Here is a 20,732-nt window from a genome sequence, read left to right on the forward strand (position 1 = left end):
GCCACCTTCTCCATGCGCCGCTTGACGCTCTTGAAGGCACTCAGGCCAGCGATCCCCATGGCCGGCACCACGCCAACATGGCGGGCCGCAGCCAGGGTGGCCAAGGCGTTGGCGACGTTGTGCTGGCCGGTCAGTGCCCAGTCCACCACGCCCTGCGCCTCGCCTTCGAACAACACTTCGAAGCGCGAGCCATCAGGGCTGAGCAGGCGAGCTTGCCACTGGCCTCCTTCACCGGTGGTTTGCACCGGGGTCCAGCAGCCCATGCCGATCACTCGCTCCAGCGCTTGCTCGGTGGTCGGATGGATGACCAGGCCCTCGCTGGGGATGGTACGCACCAAGTGATGGAACTGTCGCTCGATCGAGGCCAGGTCCGGGAAGATGTCCGCGTGATCGAACTCAAGGTTGTTGAGGATCGCAGTACGTGGGTGGTAGTGAACGAACTTCGAGCGCTTGTCGAAGAACGCGCTGTCGTATTCGTCGGCTTCGACCACGAAGAACGGCGTGTCGCCCAAACGCGCCGACACCGAGAAGTTCTGCGGCACACCGCCAATCAGGAAGCCTGGGCTCATGCCGGCGTGCTCCAGCACCCAGGCCAGCATGCTGCTGGTGGTGGTCTTGCCGTGGGTACCGGCAACGGCCAGCACCCAACGGCCTTGCAGCACGTGGTCGGCCAGCCACTGCGGGCCGGAGACATAGGGCAGGCCCTTGTTCAGCACGTATTCAACCGCCGGGTTGCCGCGCGACATGGCGTTGCCGATGACCACCAGGTCTGGCGCCGGGTCCAGCTGAGCCGGGTCATAACCTTGGGTCAGTTCGATGCCCTGGGCTTCGAGCTGGGTGCTCATCGGGGGATAGACGTTGGCGTCCGAGCCGGTGACGCGGTGGCCAAGTTCCTTGGCCAGCACCGCCAGCGAGCCCATGAAAGTGCCGCAAATACCGAGAATGTGAATATGCATGGTCGACCTCGCAAAACATCGAGGCAGGGTAGCCCAGGGCGCGACAAATCGCACCCGCTGTTTCGCTCAGTCGGCCCTGGTGATGCCGTGTTTGCGCAGTTTTCGATACAAGGTATTGCGGCTGATGCCCAAGTGCTCGGCGACGCGGGTCAAGTGCCAGTGTTTTGCCTCCAGCATGGCCAGCAAAACTTGCCGTTCCGCATCCTGCAAAACCTGGTTACCCACGGATTCACCGTCAACTGCGGAATCAACGCAGGTTGTGCGGGAGCGGGCTTGCCCGCGAACGAGGGCAAAACCCTCGCCCTCATACGGCTGTGAGGCAGCCTTCGCGGGCAAGCCCGCTCCCACAGGATTGGCGTTGTTGCGGACGATGGTTGGGAGATCCGCCAATGCGATTCGGGAATCTTCGCAAAGCGCCACCAAGGTACGCAGCACATTGCGCATTTGCCGCACGTTCCCCGGCCAGGTGAATTCGAGCAGTGCCTGCCGCGCCCTGGGCTCGATGTCGATCAACTGCCCCTGCGCCTCCTGGCGCAGCAGGAAGTCCAGCAACTGCGCCTTGTCACTGCGCTCGCGCACCGCTGGCAACGCCACTTCCAGGCCATTGAGGCGGTAATAAAGGTCTTCGCGGAAACTGCCCTGCTCTACCCGCTCCAGCAAGTCACGGTGGGTGGCGCTGACAATGCGCACGTCCACCGCCTGCGGCTCGCCCCCGATCGGCACCACCTGGCGCTCCTCCAGTACCCGCAGCAGGCGGGTTTGCAGGGCCAGCGGCATGTCGCCGATCTCGTCCAGCAGCAAGGTGCCGCCGTCAGCCTGCAGCAGCTTGCCGCGCATGCCTTCCTTGCGCGCGCCGGTAAAACTGCCGCCACGGTACCCGAACAGCTCACTCTCGATCAGGCTTTCTGGGATCGACGCACAGTTGATGGCAACGAACGGCTTGCCGCGTCGCTCACTGGCCTGATGCACAGCCTGGGCGAAGGCCTCCTTGCCACAACCGGTCTCGCCGCGCAGCAGCAAGGGCACATCGCGCTCGAACACCCGCACGCTGCGCCGGAAGTCGTTTTGCAACGCCGGGTCGAGCAGGCAGACCAGCGGCTCTACTTCGCACGCGGGCCGCGGCTGGGCGGCTGGCACCGACCACACCGGCGCCCGGGCCTGCCCTCGCAGGCTGGCGAACACCTGGCGGCCGTCCAGGGTACGCAGCGGCCAGGCGGTGCTGCCGCCGGGCGTGGCGCGGCTGAACAATTCGTCATGGCTGCAGGCAAAAAATCGCTTCAATGGTTTGCCCAGCACACCGCCCCGCACAGTGCCCAGCAGGTTAAGCGCGCTCTGGTTGGCAGCGCAAATGCGCCCATCGCCGTCGAACGCCAGCAAGCCTTCGCTGAACAAGCCGACCGACTCGGCCTGCAGGTGAAAACGCAGCAGCCATTGCTGCTCGAAATGGCGAAGGAAGTAACAGCTTTCGATCATCTTCGCCGACAGGTTGACCAACGCCATGGTGTGGAACTGGCTTTGCCGTGATACGTCAGGACGCGCCGAGGACACGTCGAGTACCGCCAGCAACTCGCCATGCGGGTCGAACACTGGGCTGGCCGAGCAGGTCAGGCCGGTGTGGCGGCCACGGAAGTGCTCGTTCTGGTGGATAGTCAGCGCTTGGCGCTCGACCAGGCAGGTGCCGATGCCATTGGTGCCCTCGCGCGCCTCGCTCCAGTCGGCGCCCAGCCACAGCCCGGCACGCTCGAAGCTACGCCGCTCGGTGGGGGCGCTGACACAGTTGAGGATCACCCCGCGGGCGTCGGTCAGCAGCACTGCGTGGCCCGCGCCGGAAAGCTGCTGGTGCAGGCTGTTCATTTCATGGTCGGCAATTTGCAACACCTGGCGCAGGCGCTCGCGGCTTTCCAGCAGGCGCCCATGCTCAAGCACCACCGGCGCTTCGATCACCGTAGGGTCGAGGTGGTAGTCCTCCAGGCAGCGCAGCCAGGAGCGGGCGATGGACGGGTCACTGCCGCCCTCCCCAGCCCGACCATGGGCAACGCTATGGACCTGCTGGGCATGGCGACTGAAAGGGTTGCTCTGCATTGTTGTAGTTCTCCGCAGATAGAGCGTCAGCCCAGCATCCTCCACCCGGAAAGGCTTTGCAATGCACGCGCCTGTGACGTGTCGCAAATGGCACAAAATGTCACCCAGCGCGTACCGGCGCCGGCACAGCGACTGTTGATCAGCGCCGTGATACTGACCCAAGTCATTGATTTGCCTGGCACAGCCAACGCTGGCCCAACCTTTGCTCTACGCTTTTCAACTCCCTAACAAACACAATAGCCAGGAGACACACCATGCGTTACGCACATCCCGGTACCGAAGGCGCGAAGGTTTCCTTCAAGAGCCGCTACGGCAACTACATCGGTGGTGAGTTCGTTCCTCCGGTAAAGGGGCAGTACTTCGAAAATACCTCCCCGGTGAATGGCAAGCTGATCGCTGAATTCCCTCGCTCCACTGCCGAAGACATCGACAAGGCCCTGGATGCCGCCCATGCTGCGGCCGACGCCTGGGGCCGCACGTCGGTGCAGGACCGCTCCAACGTTCTGCTGAAGATTGCCGACCGTATCGAGCAGAACCTCGAGCTGCTGGCCATTACCGAAACCTGGGACAACGGCAAGCCAATCCGCGAAACCCTAAACGCCGACATCCCGCTGGCGGTCGACCACTTCCGCTACTTCGCTGGCTGCATCCGCGCCCAGGAAGGCGGCGCGGCCGAGATCAACGAAGGCACCGTGGCCTATCACATCCATGAGCCGCTGGGCGTGGTCGGGCAGATCATCCCGTGGAACTTCCCGATCCTGATGGCGGCCTGGAAGCTGGCGCCCGCGCTGGCCGCGGGTAACTGCGTGGTGCTCAAGCCTGCCGAGCAAACGCCCCTGGGCATCACCGTGCTGCTGGAAGTGATCGGCGACCTGCTGCCACCTGGCGTGCTGAACGTGGTGCAAGGCTATGGCCGCGAAGCCGGTGAAGCCCTGGCCACCAGCAAGCGCATCGCCAAGATCGCCTTCACCGGCTCGACTCCGGTTGGCTCGCACATCATGAAATGCGCCGCCGAGAACATCATCCCGTCAACTGTCGAACTGGGCGGCAAATCGCCGAACGTGTACTTCGAAGACATCATGCAAGCCGAGCCAAGCTTCATCGAGAAGGCGGCCGAAGGCATGGTGCTGGCATTCTTCAACCAGGGCGAAGTGTGCACCTGCCCATCGCGGGCACTGGTACAGGAGTCGATCTACCCGCAGTTCATGGAAGTGGTGATGAAGAAGGTGCTGCAGATCAAGCGCGGCGACCCGCTGGACACCGACACCATGGTCGGCGCCCAGGCCTCGCAGCAGCAGTTCGAGAAGATTCTGTCGTACCTCGACATCGCCCAGAAGGAAGGCGCCGAGCTGCTGACCGGCGGCAAGGTGGAAAAACTGGAAGGCTCGCTGGCCACCGGTTACTACATCCAACCGACCCTGCTCAAGGGCAACAACAAGATGCGCGTGTTCCAGGAAGAAATCTTCGGCCCGGTGGTCAGCGTCACCACCTTCAAGGACGAAGCCGAAGCGCTGGCGATTGCCAACGACACCGAGTTCGGCCTGGGCGCCGGCGTATGGACCCGCGACATCAACCGTGCCTACCGCATGGGCCGTGGCATCAAGGCTGGCCGTGTATGGACCAACTGCTACCACCTGTACCCGGCGCATGCCGCGTTTGGCGGGTACAAGAAGTCCGGTGTTGGCCGTGAGACGCACAAGATGATGCTCGACCACTATCAGCAGACCAAGAACCTGCTGGTGAGCTACGACATCAATCCGCTGGGCTTCTTCTAATCCGCGTCGCGGCCCTCGCGGGCTCGCCCGCTCCCACAAGCTCTGCACATGACTTGAATGTTGTGCAATCCCTGTGAGGGCGGGCAAGCGCGCGACGAGGCCGGGCCTGCATTTAACAATGCCAAAGCGGTTGCCGTGCACCAACCGCTCTGGCTCGCTTCCTGCAGTACCCATCACCATCGGCCCGGAACCCTTCCGGCCACCAAGAAAAACAACAGGTGAAACTATGCCAAGCGATCATTCCGCCGGCTCGCCGGCAGGCTCTTCCGTAGACTTCGAAAAAGTCGGTTCGGACTATTTCCAGCAACGTGAACTGAAAAAAGGCGCCGCCGGCTGGGTACTGCTGGTCGGCCTGGGCGTGGCCTATGTCATCTCCGGCGACTACGCTGGCTGGAACTTCGGCCTGGCCCAGGGCGGCTGGGGTGGCATGTTCCTGGCCACCCTGCTGATGGCCACCATGTACCTGTGCATGTGTTTCTCATTGGCCGAGCTGTCGTCGATGATCCCCACCGCAGGCGGCGGCTACGGCTTTGCCCGCAGCGCCTTCGGCCCGTGGGGCGGCTTCCTGACCGGGACGGCGATCCTCATCGAATACGCCATCGCACCCGCCGCCATCGCCGTGTTCATCGGCGCCTACTGCCAGTCACTGTTCGGCATCGGCGGCTGGATGATCTACCTGGCGTTCTACATCGTGTTCATCGGCATCCACATCTTTGGCGTGGGTGAGGCGTTGAAGCTGATGTTCATCATCACCGCTATCGCAGCCATCGCCCTGGCGGTGTTCCTGGTGAGCATGGTGCCCCATTTTGATGCAGCCAACCTGTTCGACATCGCCAAAACGGACGCGGTAGGCGCCAGCAGCTTCCTGCCGTTCGGCTATGTCGGTGTGTGGGCGGCGATTCCTTACGCCATCTGGTTCTTCCTTGCCGTAGAAGGTGTGCCACTGGCCGCCGAAGAGACCAAGAACCCCAAGCGCGACCTGCCACGCGGCCTGATCGGTGCCATGCTGGTACTGCTGGCCTTCGCCCTGCTGATCTTGGTGGTCGGGCCTGGCGGTGCGGGGTCCGAAGCCCTGAAAGCGTCCGGTAACCCGCTGGTCGAGGCATTGTCCAAGGCCTACGGCGGCAACACCTGGATGGGCGGTTTCGTCAACCTGGTGGGCCTGGCCGGGCTGATCGCCAGCTTCTTCTCGATCATCTACGCCTATTCCCGGCAGATCTTCGCCCTGTCCCGCGCGGGCTACCTGCCCCGCAAATTGTCGCAAACCAACAAGAGCAAGGCCCCGGTGCTGGCCTTGATCATCCCTGGCATCATCGGTTTTGCCTTGTCGCTGACCGGCCAGGGTGACCTGCTGATCCTGGTTGCCGTATTCGGCGCTACCCTGTCTTACGTGCTGATGATGGCCGCGCACATCACCTTGCGCATCCGCCGGCCGAAGATGGAACGCCCATACCGCACCCCGGGTGGCGTCTTCACCTCGGGCGTAGCCTTGGTGCTGGCGTGCATCGCCGTGGTCGCCGGCTTCCTGGTCGACCCACGGGTGGTGATTGGCGCCGCAGTGATCTATGCGGTATTAATTGCCTACTTTGCTTTCTACAGCCGCCACCACCTGGTCGCGGGCACACCGGAAGAGGAATTCGCCGCGATCCAGAAGGCCGAAGAGGCCCTGCACTGATCGCCGCCACCCGCCGCGGGGCAACCCGCGGCTCTGGAGATTCTGTATGGCAAGTTTCGTACACACGGTCGGCCACCTGGTCTACCGCTTCGACAGCCTCAAGGACGTAATGGCCAAGGCCAGCCCGGCACGCTCGGGGGACTACCTGGCGGGCGTCGCGGCCAGCAACGACGGCGAACGTGTCGCGGCGCAGATGGCGTTGGCCAATATCCCACTGACGCACTTCCTCAACGAAGCCCTGATCCCTTACGAGGATGACGAGGTCACCCGCCTTATCGTCGATACACACGACGCCCAGGCTTTCGCCCCGGTCAGCCACCTGACCGTGGGCGGCCTGCGCGACTGGCTGCTCAGCGAAGAGGCCAATGAAGACAGCCTTCGCGCCCTGGCGCCCGGGCTGACACCCGAAATGGCGGCAGCGGTGTCGAAGATCATGCGCGTGCAGGACCTGGTGCTGGTGGCGCAGAAGATCCGCGTGGTCACGCGCTTTCGCGGCACCATGGGCCTGCGCGGGCGCCTGTCGACGCGGTTGCAACCCAACCACCCGACCGACGAACCGGCCGGTATTGCCGCCAGCATTCTCGACGGCCTGCTGTACGGCAACGGCGACGCCATGATCGGCATCAACCCGGCCACCGACAGCATCGCCTCGATCTGCGCCCTGCTGGAAATGCTCGATGCCATCATCCAACGCTACGACATCCCTACTCAGTCCTGCGTGCTGACCCACGTCACCACCTCGATCGAAGCGATCAACCGTGGCGTGCCCCTGGACCTGGTGTTCCAGTCCATCGCCGGCACCGAGGCAGCCAACGCTGGCTTCGGTATCAACCTGAACGTGTTGCAGGAAGGCTACGAAGCCGGCCTGTCGTTGAAACGTGGCACCCTTGGGCAAAACCTGATGTATTTCGAAACCGGCCAGGGCAGCGCACTGTCGGCCAACGCCCACCATGGCGTCGACCAGCAAACCTGCGAAACCCGCGCCTATGCCGTGGCCCGCCACTTCAAGCCGTTTCTGGTCAACACCGTGGTCGGCTTCATTGGCCCGGAGTACCTGTACAACGGCAAGCAGATCATCCGCGCAGGCCTTGAAGACCACTTCTGCGGCAAGCTGCTGGGTGTGCCGATGGGCTGCGACATCTGCTACACCAACCACGCCGAAGCCGACCAGGATGACATGGACACCCTGCTGACCTTGCTGGGTGTGGCCGGGATCAACTTCATCATGGGCATCCCCGGCTCCGACGACATCATGCTCAACTACCAGACCACCTCGTTCCATGACGCGCTGTACGCGCGCCAGACCCTCGGCCTGAAGCCTGGGCCGGAATTCGAGGCATGGCTGGCCCGCACCGGCATCTTCACCCAGGCCGATGGCCGGGTGCGCTTTGGTGACAACCTGCCACCGGCCTTTCGCCAGGCCCTGGCACAGCTTGCATAGGGATGACCATGGACCATCGCACGCCTACCCCCGACAACCCTTGGCTGGCCCTGCGCAACCTGACCCCGGCGCGCATCGCCCTGGGCCGCACCGGCACCAGCCTGCCGACCGGCGCGCAACTGGACTTCCAGTTCGCCCATGCCCAGGCCCGCGATGCCGTACACCTGGCCTTCGACCACGCCGGCCTGGCCAGCCAGCTGAGTGATCGCGGGCGCGACAGCCTGGTGCTGCACAGCGCCGCCAGCGACCGCCACCAGTACCTGCAGCGCCCGGACTTGGGGCGACGGCTGAACGAAGACTCGATTGCCACCCTGCGCCAGCACACCCAGGCCAACCCCGGCGGCGTCGACCTGGCCATCGTGGTCGCCGACGGCCTCTCGGCGCTGGCCGTGCATCGCCACACCCTGCCGTTTCTGAACCGCTTCGAGGAGCAGGCCGCCGCCGACGGCTGGACCAGCGCCCCGGTGGTGCTGGTGCAGCAAGGCCGTGTGGCAGTGGCCGATGAGGTCGGCGAGCTGCTCGGCGCACGCATGACAGTGATGCTGATCGGCGAACGCCCGGGGCTGAGTTCGCCTGACAGCCTGGGCTTGTATTTCACCTATGCACCGAAGGTTGGCCTGACCGACGCCTACCGCAACTGCATTTCCAACATCCGCCTGGAGGGGCTGAGCTATGGCATGGCGGCTCACCGCCTGCTGTACTTGATGCGCGAAGCCTGCCGGCGCCAACTTTCCGGGGTGAATTTGAAGGACGAGGCCGAGGTCCATAGCCTGGAGAGTGAAGGCAGTGCCAGCCAGAAAGGTAACTTCCTGCTCGGCAAAGGGTAAAAAACATGTCACGGAAGGCGGATTGCACTTGTGCCGCGCATTGGGCAGCATGCCCTTGAAAGCTGCTGGCATTCCGCTGTTTCCCAAAATGGACTCTGAGGGCCGCACATGCGCATCATCAAGGCAACCCTGGAACACCTCGACCTGCTCACGCCATTGTTCGTCAAATACCGCGAGTTCTATGGTCAGCTGCCCTACCCCGACAGCTCGCGCAGCTTTTTGGAAAAGCGCCTGAAACGGGATGAATCGGTGATCTACCTGGCGCTACCGGATGATGACGACAGCAAACTGATGGGCTTCTGCCAGCTGTACCCCAGCTACTCGTCGCTGTCATTGAAGCGGGTGTGGATTCTCAACGATATCTATGTAGCCGAAGACTCGCGGCGCATGCTGGTGGCCGACCACCTGATGCGCGAAGCGAAGAAAATGGCCAAGGACACCAACGCCGTACGCATGCGGGTGTCGACCAGCGCGGACAACGAAGTTGCACACAGGACTTACGAATCCATCGGTTTTCGCGAAGACACCGAGTTCAAGAGCTATATCCTGCCGATCAGCCAGGATTGACCGGTGGCGGCCTTTTCGCGGGCACGCCCCCGAAGAGGCCGCCACAGGATTACCTCTATCGTAACCCCCCGCTACAAACTCCCCGGGCATGTTCCTGACTTAGCCGTATAATGCCTCTTCTGTCATGTGTGAAATTTTACCCATCCCCAGGTAACCGAGCCTACGCCCCAGAACACAGGTGCTGTACATGGATTTCAACCCGCTGGACCTTATCCTGCATCTCGATGCTTACCTCGATCTGCTGGTCACCAATTACGGTCCCTGGATCTACGCCATCCTGTTCACCGTGATCTTCTGCGAAACCGGGCTGGTGGTAATGCCCTTCCTGCCGGGCGATTCGCTACTGTTCATCGCCGGCGCCGTGGCTGCGGGTGGCGGTATGGACCCTGTCCTGCTGGCCGGCCTGCTGATGGTTGCCGCGATCCTGGGTGACAGCACCAATTACGTGATCGGCCGAACGGCCGGCGAGCGCTTGTTCAACAACCCCAACTCCAAGATATTCCGCCGCGATTACCTGCAACGCACCCACGAGTTCTATGAACGCCATGGCGGCAAGACCGTGACCCTCGCGCGCTTCCTGCCCATCCTGCGCACCTTCGCGCCGTTCGTCGCCGGCATCGCCCACATGCATTACCCACGCTTCCTTGGCTTCAGTGTCGCCGGCTCGCTGCTGTGGGTCGGCGGGCTGGTCACCCTGGGTTATTTCTTCGGCAACGTGCCGTTCATCAAGCAGCACCTGTCGCTGATGGTGGTGGGCATTATCATCCTGTCGCTGGTGCCGATGATTCTCGGCCTGCTGCGTGGGCGTCTGGGCCGCACGGCCAAGGCTCACTGAACACGCACAAGAGCAACCGGCATGTGGTCATTCAGCGCCTGGCGGCGCAAGCGCACTCTGGCGCGTTACCCGATCACGCCACAGCAATGGCAGGCCGTACGCGAGCGCCTGCCCATGCTGGACGGCATCACTGACGCAGAAGACCAATGGCTGCGCGAAGCCTGCATCCTGTTCCTGCTCGACAAGCACCTCACCTGCCTGCCCGGCGTCGAACTGGACGACGAGCAGCGCCTGTTGCTGGCCGCCCAGGCACAGTTGCCACTGCTGCACCTGGGCGAGCTGAACTGGTACCAGGGCTTCCACGAAATCATCCTGTACCCCGACGACTTCAAGAGCCCCCAGCGGCACCGCGATGCCAGTGGCGTGGAGCATGTGTGGGACGGCGAGCACAGCGGCGAAGCCTGGCAACAGGGGCCGATCATCCTCGCCTGGAACGGCGTGCTGGGCAGCGGTGGCTGGGAGGCCTACAACCTGGTCATCCATGAGCTGGCGCACAAGCTCGACATGCTCAACGGCGATGCCAACGGCCTGCCACCACTGCACAGCGGCATGCCGGTGGATGAGTGGGCAACAGCCATGCAGCAGGCTTACGACGACCTCAACCGCCAGTTGGATGCCGACCCTGACGCCGAAACCGCCATCGACCCATACGCTGCAGAAAACCCGGCAGAATTCTTTGCCGTCACCAGCGAATACTTCTTTAGTGCCCCCGACCTGCTGCATCAGGCTTATCCACAGGTCTACCGCCAGTTGTCGCAGTTCTACCGGCAAGACCCGCTGGCGCGCCTTTGCCGGCTGCAGGCCGAACACCCCGAGTACCGCGAAAGCCACGCCTGACGGGGCCGCACATCAGGCCAGACGTGGCATGCCCCGGCAGAATGTGCCTATAATCGCCGCCACTTTTTTGGTCAAACACGGGGGCACTGCCCAATGAGCTACAGCAAGATTCCGGCGGGCAAAGACCTGCCGAACGACATCTACGTCGCCATCGAGATCCCGGCCAACCACGCGCCGATCAAATACGAGATCGACAAGGACAGCGACACGCTGTTCGTCGACCGCTTCATGGCTACCCCAATGTTCTACCCAGCCAACTACGGTTTCATCCCGAACACCCTGGCTGACGACGGTGACCCGCTGGACGTGCTGGTGGTTACCCCTTATCCGGTAGCGCCAGGCTCGGTAATCCGCGCCCGCCCGGTTGGCGTACTGAACATGACCGACGACGGCGGCGGCGACGCCAAGGTCATCGCCGTTCCTCACGACAAGCTGTCGCAGCTGTACGTCGACGTGAAGGAATACACCGACCTGCCAGCCCTGCTGATCCAGCAAATCGAGCACTTCTTTGCCAACTACAAAGATCTCGAGAAGGGCAAGTGGGTCAAGATCGAAGGCTGGGAGGGCGCTGACGCTGCCCGTGCTGCGATCACCAAATCGGTTGCTGCCTACAAGGGCTGATACCGGTTGCATAAAAAACCCCGCCTTGGCGGGGTTTTTTTACGCCTGAAAGGGCGATGCGCTGATTACTAGTAAGAAATCCTACGCAGTCCTACACCAACGCCCTACAGGCGGCCTCTTTTCACACAAACCCCATCAACACCCGGTTCATATCCTTGCTGGCACCCCGCCGCTACACTCGCTGCCATGAACACTTCCGGTGACCGCCTCAAGGCCCTGCTGCATGAATGCGGCCTGACCCCTTCCGATTTCGCCGCCCAGCGCAGCGTCACACCGCAGCACGTCAACAACTGGTTCAAACGCGGTGTGCCTTTGGCCCGGCTGGATGAGCTGGCCGACCTGTTTTGTGTGCACCGCCGTTGGCTGCGCACCGGTGAAGGGCCCAAACACCCCAACCCGATCCTGCGCAACGGCCCGCCAAAGCCGGCACTCGCCAACCCACCCACTCCGCTGTCGGTGCGACACGGCCGGGTACTGAACGTGCCTTATTACGAGATGCATAACAGCCTGCTGTCGCCAGTGGCGGGCAAAAACCTGCGCCTGCCGGCAAAGGCCCTGAAGGGGTTGGGTGTACAGGCCGGTAACGCGATCTGCCTGGCGATGCCGGCCGGCAACATGCTCCCGTTGATTCCGCTGGAGGCCACCCTGGCCATCGACCTGAGCATGACCCGAGTGGTCGATGGCGAGACCTATGCCCTGCTGCACAACGGCATGCTCAGGGTTAACAGCCTCAGCCTTGGCCTGCACGATACGCTCTATCTGCACAGCCATGACCGGCGTAACTATGCGGTCGAACGCTACACCCCAGCGCAGCGCCAGGCGCAGGGGCTGGAGATCCTTGGCTGGGTGTTCCACTGGTCACATTTCCGCCAGCAGCGGCCAGGCTGAAACACCCTGTGCCATTTTTTGCTGGGCATCCTGCGCGGGCCCTTGTATGCTACGCGGCACATTTAGCCCCGACCGGCGCAAGCCGCGGTCCAGAGGGCTCGGCGATATCCCACACGGCCATCTGCCATCTCTTTCAGGCCCTTGATGGCCACACAGTTAAGGCGATTGCGGCTTACCATAAATTAGTCGGAAGCGTCCCCGAGAAGCCGGCCACAAGCCGGCTTTTTAATACCCCGTCGTATACGCTACAACCGGCAGATCCTCGTACGTGGCGTCAGATGTGCGGGCTGGCCGAGAGCTTCAAGCTGCTCTTCAGGAATTCCTCACGAACCTGATGCATCTGCAAGTGGGTTTTCCCCGTCGCATAGTCCAGCCCCGCGAGCCCCATTTTCAGCGCCAGCTCGGGGTGCCGCGCCGCATATCGAATACGGTCAGCCAAACTGGACGGGTTACCGGTTTCAAACGTGAGCGCATTGTGCCTGCTGGTAATATCCTGCACCCCGGATGTGTCGGAGCCGATGACGGGAACGCCCTGGCTGAACGCATCGAATATGATTCGGGGTTGTTCCTGCTTCAATGTCGGGACCAACAGCCAGTCATGCTGGGCAATGATCGTGAAAAAGTCTTTGCCATAATCGACTGCGCTCTGAAACCTCACCGCGACGGCGCCACGGTACTCAGCGGCAAAGCGTAGGCAGTGCGCTTTCAAATCCCCGTCACCCATGAGAGTGATCGTGATTTCAACGCCTTCGACGTTCAGTTGTTCAATGGCTTCAAGAACGACCATGACACCTTTATCCACGACCAGGCGTGAGGGGTAAAGCAAGTTGAGTGTACGCTCACGCCTACCTTCGAATCGCCTCCTGACTGCCTCCGGGGCCGCCATGTACTGCTTATCGAGCCAGCTGGCAGGGTTAATTAACGTGTGGCTATTGTTGCCCCCGAGAAAATATTCCTTGTAGAAAGATTGAGTGAATATCCTGGCGTTTGCCAGCTTCAAACAGCGTTTCAACAGGAGGGAGTGTGCGTAGTGCTCGATGACTGCCCTGAACGTCCGCGTATCACCCTGGCCCAGCATCCAGAATGAAGACTCTATGACAACAACCCATTGAAAGCGAAACAGGGGTTTCAGGGGCAGCAGGTAGAAGGACAACGGAAATGCCCAACCGGCACCGTCGGAATGCACGACCCTCGCCGATTTACAGGCTTTGGCGACGCACATGAAATTGGGTAGGAAATTCTTTAATACAGAGGCAAGCCCATAGTCTTTTCTCAAGCCGTAAAGCCATTTCACATTCAGATGACTAATGCTTTGCAACCCTTCGACGTTGTTGCTTTTTTCAACAGGGCAGCAGATGCCGAAGTTTTCTATGTAGCTCAGATGAAGCTCTATATCCTTGACCCACAAAGGGTCAGTAAAAAGTTCACCTTGCTCGTTTACAACAATCGGTATTCGGGTAAACAGGATATATGGGTCTTCAATCATATTCCCCTCACAGGGATGCCTGGACACGATCAGTTGAATTGTCTACATGGGGCCTACTCCTCAAAACCAGCCGTCCATCTCAACAACGTTTCAGCGTCCTTGCAGACCTCCTGCACACGCAGTAAGCACTCCGCTAGGGCTACACTCTAGTGCGACTCAACCGATTGCACACGCAGTGCTGCAAAAAAACCAGGCGGTCATGGCGCCGGTAAGCCGGCGCCAAAAACAGTCATGCCAAACTAGCTATATATATCGTTCAATGAGCGCCGCACCTGGGATATCGACGCATCAGAAGTCATACCGCGCGCCAACCATCATGCTGCGCGACGGCCCGTAAAAGTTGAATGTCGAAGTTGACCCCACCCGCGACAGGTAGTCCCGATCGAACAGGTTGTTGACGTTGAAGGTGGCCGTCAGCTTCGAGGTAACCGGGTACGACAGCATCGCATCCACTGTGGCATAGCCCGGTGCATCGATACGCACACCGCCATTTTCGGAATAGAAGTTGCTCATCGCCGATATGCCGCCACCCACGGCCAGGCCAGTCAGCGGCCCTTGGTTGATGGTGTATTTGCTCCACAGTGATGCCTGGTTGCGCGGCATGATGAAGAAGGTGGTTTCGGCGTCACCCTTGACGGTTTCGGTTTCCATCCAGGTGTAGCCGGCCAGCAGTTCCCAATTTGCCGTCAGCTTGCCGCTCACTTCTACTTCCGCGCCCTTCACACGTGTCTTGCCGGCTGCAACGGAGTCGGTAGTTGCTACGCCATCAGCGTCGTACAGCGTGGTGGCGCGGTTCTTGTCGGTCAGCCGGAACACCGACAACCGGGTATTCAGGTCGCCGCCAAAGTAGCTGCTCTTCAGGCCGAGCTCATACTGCTCGCCTTCACGCGGCTTCAGCACGCGGCCGTTGCTGTCAGTGTCGGACTGCGGCTTGAACACCTGCGAGTAGCTGGCATACAACGCGTGGTTATCGGTCAGGTCGTAGACCAGGCCGCCATATGGAGTGAAGTGACCGTCCACGCGTTTGCTGTCATTGGTGGTGGCGCCGCTGCTCAGGGTAGTGGTGTAGAAGTCACCGCGATACCAGCTGAAACGGCCACCGGCGATCAGCGCCAGGCGATCGATCGGGCGGAACGTAACCTTGGAGTACAGCCCGTATTCCTCTTCCTGCATGCCGGTTTCGGTGCTGTAGTTGGGCGACGGCTTGGCGAACTGCTTCGGCGAATAGGTGTTGACGTTGATGGCGCCCAGGTTGGTGGTGCCATTAAGGTACTCGGTGTCGTAGTTCTTGTAGTCGCTGCCGACCACGAACTCGCTGACCTGGCCGAATGTTTCGAACGGCTGGCTGTAGCTGGCGTCCAGCGAGTAGGTGTCCTGGGTGAAATCGCGGGCGCTGGCGCGTTCGGAGTTGGCACCGGTAGTGGCGTTGGTCGCAGTGAAGGCATACAGGTAATTTGTATCGCGGTGCGAGCCACGGGCAGCGACACGGCCGTAGCCACCGTTGTCGAAGCGGTGGGTCAGTTCGGCGACCAGGTCGGTGGTCTTGCCGTCGAAGTAGTTCCAGTCGGCCCCCAGGAAACGCGAATGGCTGAAGTCGGGCACTTCACCGGACAACGTGGCCGGGTAGCCGTTGTGCGGGGTGATGTTCTTCACTTCGTGCATCAGCCCGAACGACAGCGTGGTGGCCTCGTCCAGGTCGATGTCCAGCGCACCGTAGTAGCTGTTGCTGGTGTTGGCGTTGTAATCGACTTCGCCATTGGTGTCGTCACGGGATGCGATGAAGCGCCCGCGCACGCGGCCGGCGTCATCCAGCGGCCCGCTCAGGTCGATTTCTTCGTGGTTGGTGTCCCAGGTGCCGTAGCTGCCTTCGATGTGGCCCTGGAATTCGGCCGTCGGGCGCTTGCGCACCATGTTGACGATGCCACCCAGTTCACTGGTACTGCTGAACAGCCCAGCCGGGCCACGCATGATTTCGACTCGGTCGAACGCCGCCAGCGACGGCACAGTGCCGAAGATACTGGCCATGGGGGCCGGCAGGCCGTCGATGTTGAATTCGCTGTACTCGTAGCCACGGGCGTAGATTGACGAGCGGCCGCTGTCGTTGGTCAGGGTGCGCAGGCCGGCGGTGTACTTGGCCAGGTCATCCAGGTGCACGAACTGGCGGTCCTTGACGTAGTCCTGGGTGTAGACGGTGATGGACTGGGGAATGTCCTTGAGCGCTGCTGGCGTCTTGGTGCCCACTGTAGCGGCATCGACGCTGTAGCCCCCGGTTTCTTCCGATGGCAGCATGTCGTAAAGGCGGTTGCCCTCGATGGTCAATGCTGGCAGGTCGAGCGAGGCATCCTCGGCTGCCGCCTGAGTCGCTACCGTTTCAGCCAGTGCCGACAACGAAAATGGCGCCAGCAGCCCCAGTACCAGCCAGCCCCGCACCCGTCGCGGGCTCCCCACACCTTTGAAACCGTTCATGCCACACCCTTCGCCCAAGTGATAATAGCTCGCAAACGAAACAAGTTGCTTTTTGCGAACGATACCGGAGCGAAAACGGGGGTGCAGCATCATTAACCTTCTTAACACATTGGGGCGTTGCCCTCGGGCCGCTGGCAATGGGATGATTCGTAACTGATAGAAGTTCTCATTCAAGGCTCGCCGTGCCCACCTCACTTCTCCTTGTCGAAGACGACCCTCGCCTGCTTCAAGACCTGGAACGCCATTTCCTCAATCGCGGTTTCCAGGTGCACGCCTGCGCCAGCGGCACCCAGGCCCTGAATGCGATACAGCAATCGCAGTTCGATTTGGTGCTGTTGGACATCATGCTGCCAGGCATCGACGGCCTCAGCCTGCTCGACGAGCTGCGCCGACAACAGGCGGTACCGGTCATGCTGATGTCGGCGCTAGGCGCCGAGCAAGATCGCATCAGCGGCTTTACCCGTGGCGCGGACGATTACCTGCCCAAGCCCTTCAGCCTGGCGGAGCTGGACGCCCGGGTCGACGCCTTGCTGCGGCGTGTGGCATTCGACCGTGGCACGGCGCTGCGTACCGACGTCGGCGAGGTGATGCTGGACCACGACCGTCAAGACGTTATCCACAACGGCAATGCCGCTGGCCTCACCGCTTCCGAATTCCGCTTGCTGGTGACGCTGCGGGCGCACCCCGGCGAAGCCTTGAGCAAACCCTTCCTGTACCAGAGCGTGCTGCACCGGGCCTATACCCGCCTGGACAGGGGCCTGGACGTGCATGTGTGCAACCTGCGCCGCAAGCTGGCCGACATCAGTGCCCAGCACCTGCAGATCCAGGCCGTGCGTGGCCAAGGGTATGTCCTGATCGACACGGAACAGCCCTGATGCGTCGCCACCCTTTGCTATGGAAACTGGCGGTACTGCAGGTCAGCTTCTGCCTGCTGCTGGTCTGGCTGATCTGGACCTGGGGCCTGTCGGTAGAGCGCAGTACCTACTTCCTGTCCCAGGCCGACCAGGATTACCTGGCCCGCTATGCACAACAAGCCGAACAGGCCTGGAACCAGGGCGGCGCGGAAGGCGCCGAGGCCTGGCGCAGGCAACTGGAACAAGCCGAGGACACCTGGGTTGCCTTGGTCGGGCCGCACCTGCAAAGCCTTGGCACCACGCCACTGAATGCCGAGCAAGCCAGCCACCTGACCTTCATGCGCAAACTCGACTGGCCAATGAGCCGGCGCCTGCAGGATGAGCTGCCGTATGTCAGCATCGAGTTCCCGCAACACCCCGAGCACGGCCGCCTGGTGCTGCAACTGCCCGAGCGCCTGCTGCCCACCGGCCTGACACCGTGGACCCATGTGATCACCCACGGCGTTGCACCCGCACTGCTCGCACTGCTGCTGGGCCTGGCGTTGTACCGACATTTGGTCGTACCGCTGAACCGCCTGCGCGACCGCGCCGACGCCCTGCGTGCCGACGACCTGGACAGCCCCGCCCTGCCCCTGCAGGAACGCCGTGACGAGCTGGGTGAACTGGCACAGGCCTTCGAACACATGGCCGGGCGCCTGCGCCAGAGCCTGGAACAACAGCGCCTGCTGTTGCGCACACTGTCTCACGAATTGCGCACGCCACTGGCGCGGCTGCGCATTGCCCATGACAGCGACTTGCCACCGCCACAACTGCGCGAACGCCTGGACCGCGAAGTCGCCGACATGCAAAAGCTGCTGGAAGACACGCTGGACCTGGCCTGGATGGACACCGAACAGCCCAGCCTGCCGACCGAACCGGTGTTGATGCTTTCGGTATGGGAAGCACTGTGCCAGGACGTTTGCTTCGAAAGCGGCTGGGCCCCGTCGCGCCTGCCGTGTTCGCTCGGTACCGACTGCCGGGTACAGGCTCACTTGGACAGCCTGGCCCAAGCCCTGGAAAACCTGCTGCGCAATGCCATTCGCCACTCGCCGGCCGAGGGCCGGGTGAGCCTGGATGGCTGGCGTGAGGGCGATTGCTGGCACCTGCGCCTGAGCGATCAAGGCCCCGGTGTGCCTGACATCGACCTGGAACGCATCTTCAAGCCTTACCAGCGCCTGGCCGGTAGCGGAGCGGGCTTCGGCCTGGGCCTGGCCATCGCCCGCCGCGCCATCGAGCTGCAAGGTGGCCGCTTGTGGGCCAGCAACGGCCACCCTGGCCTGTGCCTGCACATGACCTTGCCGCTTGCCAGGGACTGTTTAGAAAGTTAATGCGCTTTACGCTCAATCAGGACTGATTATCATCTTGGCGCACCCGCCTTGCGCTCCTCGCAAAGCCCTGACGAGACGCCTGATGAGCAAGATGACCCTGACGCTGGCTTTGGCACTGGCCCTTGCAGCCCCTGTCGCCCTGGCACAGCCCGAGCACAACCAGAAAATGGACACTTCGCTGCTGCAGCGCAAGGGCCTGGCGTACCGCTTCAGCCAGCTCGATATGGACTCGGCAGACGGCCAGCGCCACTACCGCCTGTGGGTCGGCCAGCCGAACCGCCCGGCACCCGCATCCGGGTATCCGGTGCTGTGGATGCTCGATGGCAATGCCGCGCTAGGGGCGCTGGACAGCCAGCAACTGGGCAAGCTCGCTGCCGGTCAGGCGCCATTGCTTGTGGCCGTGGGTTACCAGACCGACCAGCGTATCGAGCGAACTGCGCGCACCTATGACTACACCCCGGCATTGCCTGGGCGGACAGAACAACACGACCCGTTGACCGGGGAGCCCAGCGGCGGCGTGGAGGCGTTCCTTGACCTGCTGACCGGGCCCATGCGCAACAAGGTGGCTGGCGTGGCACCCATCGACCTGCGAAGGCAAACCCTGTGGGGCCACTCCTACGGCGGGCTGGCCGTACTGCATACACTGTTCACCCGGCCCGGCGCATTCAGCGACTACGCCGCCGCCAGCCCATCACTGTGGTGGCATGACGGGGCCATCGTGCAGGAGGCGCAGGGGCTTGAGCAGCGCTTGGGCAACAACCCTGCGCGGCTGCTACTGATGCGGGGCAGCGAGGAACCTGCGAGCCCCAGGGCGCAGTTAAAGGGCGATGTGGAGAAGCCCGCGCGCGAACTGACGGCAGACCTGGCCAAGGTAAAAGGCCTTCAGGTGCGCTTCGAACGGTTCGAGGGGCTGGACCACGGGCAAATGCTGGGGGCTTCTTTGCGTACGGTGCTCAAGCAGCTGGCCAGATAACGACGTATCCGGCTGCAGTTGTTCGAGGCGCTCCTGGCTAGCCCTTCACACACACCACCTGCCGCAGGGTGTGAACCACCTCGACAAGCGCCTGCTGGGCACGCATCACCGCGTCGATGTCCTTGTACGCCATCGGGATTTCGTCGATTACATCCTTGTCCTTGCGGCATTCCACATGCGCCGTGGCCCGCCGTTGGTCCTCGACGGTGAAGCGGCTTTTGGCCTTGGTCCGGCTCATCACGCGCCCAGCGCCATGGCTGCAGGAGCAGAACGACTCCTCATTGCCCAGCCCACGCACGATGAAGCTTCTGGCGCCCATGGAGCCTGGGATGATGCCCAACTGCCCCTTCTGCGCCGACACCGCCCCCTTGCGCGTGACCAACACTTCGCGGCCAAAGTGCTGCTCACGCTGTACATAGTTGTGGTGGCAGTTCACCGCTTCCAGGCTGGCCTCGAACGGTTTGCCCAGCGCCTTGCGAGCAGCGCCGACCACGGCCAGCATCATCAGCTCGCGGTTCTGCCGGGCGTAGTCCTGTGCCCACTCCACGGCCTGGACGTAGTCCGCGAAATGGCGACTGCCTTCCTCGAAATACGCCAGGTCCTTGTCCGGCAGGTTGGCCAGGTGCTGACGCATGTCGGCCTGGGCCAGTTCGATGAACAGGTTGCCGATGGCATTGCCCACACCGCGCGAGCCGCTGTGCAGCATGAACCAGACGCGGTCGGCCTCATCCAGGCACACTTCGATGAAGTGGTTGCCACCGCCCAAGGTGCCCAGGTGGTGACGGTTGTTGGTCTTCTCCAGGCGCGGGTACTTGTCGGTAATGGCCTTGAAGCGCCCGGCCAACTGGCCCCAGGCCTTGTCTGCCTTGGCCGGCACATCGGCCCAGGCGCCCTGGTCACGTTTGCCGAAGGTTTTGCCATGGGGCACCGCCTGCTCGATGGCGCTGCGCAGGCCATGCAGGTTGTCTGGCAGGTCACGGGCGTGCAAAGAAGTGCGCGCAGCGATCATGCCGCAGCCGATGTCCACGCCAACCGCTGCGGGAATGATCGCACCGACCGTGGGGATCACGCTGCCGATGGTC

17 protein-coding genes are annotated in these 20,732 nt (G+C 62.3%); 12 read left to right on the top strand and 5 right to left on the bottom strand.

What is annotated here, in order from left to right; genetic code table 11:
• Together mpl and APH42_RS24135 are read right to left on the bottom strand one after the other, a co-directional pair.
• Positions 1-956: UDP-N-acetylmuramate:L-alanyl-gamma-D-glutamyl-meso-diaminopimelate ligase (gene mpl, locus APH42_RS24130; protein ID WP_060494388.1), on the bottom strand; the 956-nt coding region annotated here is incomplete at its 3' end.
• Between the two features lie 66 nt (positions 957-1,022).
• Positions 1,023-3,038 (bottom strand): sigma-54-dependent Fis family transcriptional regulator, encoded by a 2,016-nt coding sequence (locus APH42_RS24135; RefSeq protein WP_060494384.1) that lies wholly within the window; start codon positions 3,036-3,038, stop codon positions 1,023-1,025.
• Between the two features lie 254 nt (positions 3,039-3,292).
• Here APH42_RS24135 and APH42_RS24140 point away from each other — a divergent pair, with 254 nt between their 5' ends.
• From APH42_RS24140 to APH42_RS24180, 9 genes are all read left to right on the top strand, one after another.
• Complete coding sequence (locus APH42_RS24140; protein ID WP_012270312.1) at positions 3,293-4,813, top strand: aldehyde dehydrogenase family protein; 1,521 nt, start codon at positions 3,293-3,295, stop codon at positions 4,811-4,813.
• Between the two features lie 226 nt (positions 4,814-5,039).
• Positions 5,040-6,488: an ethanolamine permease gene (gene eat / locus APH42_RS24145; protein WP_012270311.1), complete on the top strand. Its 1,449-nt coding sequence runs from the start codon at positions 5,040-5,042 to the stop codon at positions 6,486-6,488.
• 46 nt (positions 6,489-6,534) lie between these two features.
• A complete protein-coding gene (locus tag APH42_RS24150) occupies positions 6,535-7,929 on the top strand; it encodes an ethanolamine ammonia-lyase subunit EutB (RefSeq protein WP_012270310.1) in 1,395 nt (464 codons plus the stop codon).
• A gap of 8 nt (positions 7,930-7,937) precedes the next feature.
• Positions 7,938-8,756, top strand: coding sequence for an ethanolamine ammonia-lyase subunit EutC (gene eutC / locus APH42_RS24155; protein ID WP_012270309.1), 819 nt, complete (start codon positions 7,938-7,940; stop codon positions 8,754-8,756).
• Positions 8,757-8,864: 108 nt separating this feature from the next.
• Positions 8,865-9,323 carry a GNAT family N-acetyltransferase gene (locus tag APH42_RS24160; RefSeq protein WP_060494385.1) on the top strand — a complete coding sequence of 153 codons (459 nt, stop codon included), beginning with the start codon at positions 8,865-8,867 and terminating at the stop codon, positions 9,321-9,323.
• Positions 9,324-9,510: 187 nt separating this feature from the next.
• The gene (locus APH42_RS24165) at positions 9,511-10,158 is read left to right on the top strand and encodes a DedA family protein (protein ID WP_012270307.1); all 648 of its coding nucleotides are present in this window, start codon (positions 9,511-9,513) and stop codon (positions 10,156-10,158) included.
• Positions 10,159-10,179: 21 nt separating this feature from the next.
• Positions 10,180-10,995, top strand: coding sequence for a zinc-dependent peptidase (locus APH42_RS24170; protein ID WP_012270306.1), 816 nt, complete (start codon positions 10,180-10,182; stop codon positions 10,993-10,995).
• Positions 10,996-11,088: 93 nt separating this feature from the next.
• Positions 11,089-11,616, top strand: coding sequence for an inorganic diphosphatase (gene ppa, locus APH42_RS24175; protein ID WP_003255365.1), 528 nt, complete (start codon positions 11,089-11,091; stop codon positions 11,614-11,616).
• 186 nt (positions 11,617-11,802) lie between these two features.
• Positions 11,803-12,504 carry an XRE family transcriptional regulator gene (locus tag APH42_RS24180; protein WP_012270305.1) on the top strand — a complete coding sequence of 234 codons (702 nt, stop codon included), beginning with the start codon at positions 11,803-11,805 and terminating at the stop codon, positions 12,502-12,504.
• A gap of 274 nt (positions 12,505-12,778) precedes the next feature.
• Here APH42_RS24180 and APH42_RS24185 read toward each other — a convergent pair whose 3' ends face one another.
• A complete protein-coding gene (locus tag APH42_RS24185) occupies positions 12,779-13,990 on the bottom strand; it encodes a glycosyltransferase family 4 protein (protein ID WP_012270304.1) in 1,212 nt (403 codons plus the stop codon).
• Between the two features lie 288 nt (positions 13,991-14,278).
• Positions 14,279-16,456 carry a TonB-dependent siderophore receptor gene (locus tag APH42_RS24190; RefSeq protein ID WP_012270303.1) on the bottom strand — a complete coding sequence of 726 codons (2,178 nt, stop codon included), beginning with the start codon at positions 16,454-16,456 and terminating at the stop codon, positions 14,279-14,281.
• A gap of 182 nt (positions 16,457-16,638) precedes the next feature.
• Here APH42_RS24190 and APH42_RS24195 point away from each other — a divergent pair, with 182 nt between their 5' ends.
• From APH42_RS24195 to APH42_RS24205, 3 genes are all read left to right on the top strand, one after another.
• Positions 16,639-17,331, top strand: coding sequence for a response regulator transcription factor (locus tag APH42_RS24195; protein WP_012270302.1), 693 nt, complete (start codon positions 16,639-16,641; stop codon positions 17,329-17,331).
• Positions 17,331-18,677, top strand: coding sequence for a sensor histidine kinase (locus APH42_RS24200; protein WP_012270301.1), 1,347 nt, complete (start codon positions 17,331-17,333; stop codon positions 18,675-18,677). The genes APH42_RS24195 and APH42_RS24200 overlap by 1 nt, the downstream gene beginning before the upstream one ends.
• 82 nt (positions 18,678-18,759) lie before the next feature.
• Positions 18,760-19,650 (top strand): alpha/beta hydrolase, encoded by an 891-nt coding sequence (locus tag APH42_RS24205; protein WP_060494386.1) that lies wholly within the window; start codon positions 18,760-18,762, stop codon positions 19,648-19,650.
• A gap of 37 nt (positions 19,651-19,687) precedes the next feature.
• Here APH42_RS24205 and APH42_RS24210 read toward each other — a convergent pair.
• The coding region (locus APH42_RS24210) for an RtcB family protein (protein ID WP_060494387.1) at positions 19,688-20,732 on the bottom strand (1,045 nt) is incomplete at its 5' end.

The organism is Pseudomonas sp. NBRC 111140 (genome assembly GCF_001320885.1).
Taxonomy (GTDB): Bacteria; Pseudomonadota; Gammaproteobacteria; order Pseudomonadales; family Pseudomonadaceae; genus Aquipseudomonas; species Aquipseudomonas putida_P.